The 2,668-nt window shown below is 74.1% G+C and carries 3 protein-coding genes and 1 pseudogene; all 4 read left to right on the top strand.

Annotation, left to right across the window (positions count from 1 at the left end; genetic code table 11):
• Positions 1–656 (top strand): cytochrome c oxidase assembly protein (locus N801_RS18820; RefSeq protein WP_035940848.1); only part of this gene is annotated, 656 nt, incomplete at its 5' end.
• Positions 653–1,474, top strand: coding sequence for a carbon-nitrogen family hydrolase (locus N801_RS18815; RefSeq protein WP_035940847.1), 822 nt, complete (start codon positions 653–655; stop codon positions 1,472–1,474). The genes N801_RS18820 and N801_RS18815, both read left to right, overlap by 4 nt.
• Before the next feature lie 142 nt (positions 1,475–1,616).
• Positions 1,617–2,429 carry a DUF4397 domain-containing protein gene (locus N801_RS18810; RefSeq protein WP_035940846.1) on the top strand — a complete coding sequence of 271 codons (813 nt, stop codon included), beginning with the start codon at positions 1,617–1,619 and terminating at the stop codon, positions 2,427–2,429.
• A gap of 13 nt (positions 2,430–2,442) precedes the next feature.
• Positions 2,443–2,668 (top strand): annotated as a pseudogene (locus tag N801_RS18805) (hypothetical protein); the annotation flags it as partial.

The raw sequence follows: 2,668 nt of genomic DNA, 5'->3' as shown, positions 1-2,668 counted from the left end.
TCCCCGCGGCGCCGCTCACCCTCGCGCTGCGCGCCCTGCCGGCCCGCCCCGACCGGACGTGGGGGCCGCGCGAGGTCATCCTCCAGGTCGTGCACTCCCGTGCGCTGCGGGTGCTCGCCAACCCGGTCGTGGCGGCCGTGCTCTTCTTCGCCAGCCTCGCGGCGTTCTACTGGTCACCGCTCTTCGAGCTCGCGCTCACCACGCACTCGGGCCACCTGCTCATGCTGGCCCACTTCTTCCTCACCGGGTACCTCTTCACCTGGGTCCTCATCGGGATCGACCCCGGACCGCCGAAGTGGTCCCCGGCCATCCTGCTGTTCATCCTCTTCGCGACGATCACCTTCCACGCCTTCTTCGGGGTCGCCCTCACCGGCACGACGTTCATCCTCGCCCCGGGCTTCTTCGAGCAGGTCAACCTGCCGTGGGGACCGCCGCTGCTCGCCGACCAGGAGCGGGCCGGCGAGATCGCGTGGGGCTTCGGTGAGGCGCCGACCCTCATCCTCGCGATCCTCGTGGCGCGCCAGTGGTTCCGCCGCGACCGGCAGGAGACGGTGCGGCTCGACCGCCAGGCCACCCGCGACGGCGATGCCGCCCTGCGGGCCTACAACGACCGGCTGGCGCGGCTCGGCCAGCACGGCGAGAGGGGCGAGCGATGAGGATCGCCGTCGTCCAGGTGGCCTACGGCGACGACGAGCCGATGCCGGAGCGGGTCGAGCGGGTGTGCGCCCTCGTGCGCGGGACCGCTGGCGGGGACGGTGCCGGCTCGCGGCCCGACGTCGTCGTCCTGCCCGAGCTCTGGGGGCCCACCGGCTTCGACTACCGCCGCTGGGAGGCGCTCGCCGAGCCCCTCGACGGGCCGTGGGTCCGGGCCATGGCGGCGCTGGCACGCGAGCTGTCGGTGACCCTGCACGCCGGGTCGTTCGTCGAGCGCCTCGCCGAGGCCGGGGCCGACGGCCGTCGGCTCGCCAACACCTCGCTGCTCGTCACCGCGGAGGGTGAGCGGACGGCATACCGCAAGATCCACCGGTTCGGGTTCGGCTCGGGCGAGCCGAAGCTCCTCGAGGCGGGCACCGAGGTCGTCACCGCGCGGATCGCCTCGGCGACCGGCGAGGGCGCGACCGTCGGGCTCTCGACCTGCTACGACCTGCGCTTCCCCGAGCTCTACCGCCAGCAGGTCGACGCCGGCGCCGAGGTGTTCCTCGTCCCCGCCGCCTGGCCTGCGGCCCGGGTCGGGCACTGGACCCTGCTCGGGCGGGCCCGCGCGGTCGAGGACCAGGCGTTCGTCGTCCAGTGCAACACCGCCGGAACGCACGCCCGCACCGAGATGGGTGGGCGCAGCCAGGTGGTGGCGCCGAATGGGGACGTCCTCGCGGAGGCCGGGACGGGCGAGGAGGTTCTCGTCGTCGACGTCGACCCCGGTGTCGTGGCGAGCACGCGCGAGGCGTTCCCGGTGCTGGGCGACCGGCGGCTCTGACGAGCCCCTCGGGGAACTCTGTGTAGAAAGTTTGTCGAAGGTGCATCCCTGGTGGGGTCCCGGGACGAAGTAGGGGCATGGACGTGCCCCGTGTCTGCGTCCCGTCAGTTGCTCATCACCCGACCCGAACAGGAGAACCACCATGCGACACACCCGCTCCCTCGCCGTCCTCGCCGTCTCCACCGGTCTCGCCGCCGCGCTCAGCGCCCCGGCCCAGGCCGCGGACGCCACGGTCTCGATCCTGCACGGCGTCCCCGGCGCCACGGTCGACGTCTACGCCAACGGTGACGCGATCCTCGAGGACTTCGAGCCCGGCACGCTGACCGACCCGCTGACGCTGCCCGAGGGGTCCTACGACCTCAAGGTCACCGCCGCCGGTGCCGGCCCCGACGGCGCTGCCGTCATCGAGGCCAACGACGTCGCCGTCCCCGGCGGCGCCAACGTCACGGTGGTGGCCCACCTCGACGACGGTGGCACGCCGGTGCTCACGCCCTTCGTCAACGACACCAAGGCGACGGCAGCCGGACAGGCGCGGATCACGGTGCGCCACACGGCCGCCGCTCCGGCGGTCGACGTGCGCGCCAACGGTGCCGTCGCCTTCCCGGGCCTGACGAACCCCAACGAGGCCAAGGCCGACCTGCCGGCCGGCACCGTCTCGGCCGACGTCGTCCTCGCGGGCACCGACACGGTCGCGATCGGTCCGGCGGACGTCAACCTCGCGGAGGGCACCAACACGATCGTCTACGCGTGGGGCTCGGCCGCGGACGACAACCTCGACCTCGCGGTCCAGACGATCACGGGTCTGCACAGCGCCCCGAGCGGTGTCCCGAGCGGCTCCGGTGGCCAGTCGGCCACGAGCGGCTGGACCCCGGTCGGTGTCGCCGGTGGCGCGGCCTTCCTCGTCGGTGCCGTCGCCTTCGCGGCGACCCGCCGTCGCCAGGACGTCCGCGCCTGACGTGAGGCTCTCCATGAGCTCCGGAGCGGGGAGGGCGGTCACCGTCGCGGTGGCCGCGCTCCTCGCCGGCGTGCTCGCCTTCGTCGCGTATGCCGCCCTGTCACCGTCGCGGCTCACCGACCCCGCCGAGGCGAGCGCGGCGCTCGACGTGCCCTCGTCGACGCCGGGGACGGTGGGTCCGCCCACCGTGACGCCCTCGCCGAGCGGGTCCGCCCCGGCCCGGTCGGCCGCCCCGTCCG

Origin of the sequence: Knoellia aerolata DSM 18566, from assembly GCF_000768695.1 — a bacterium.
In the GTDB taxonomy this organism is placed as follows: Bacteria; Actinomycetota; Actinomycetes; order Actinomycetales; family Dermatophilaceae; genus Knoellia; species Knoellia aerolata.
Note: the sequence above shows the minus strand (reverse complement) of the source record. Positions and strands in the feature narration are given on the sequence as shown.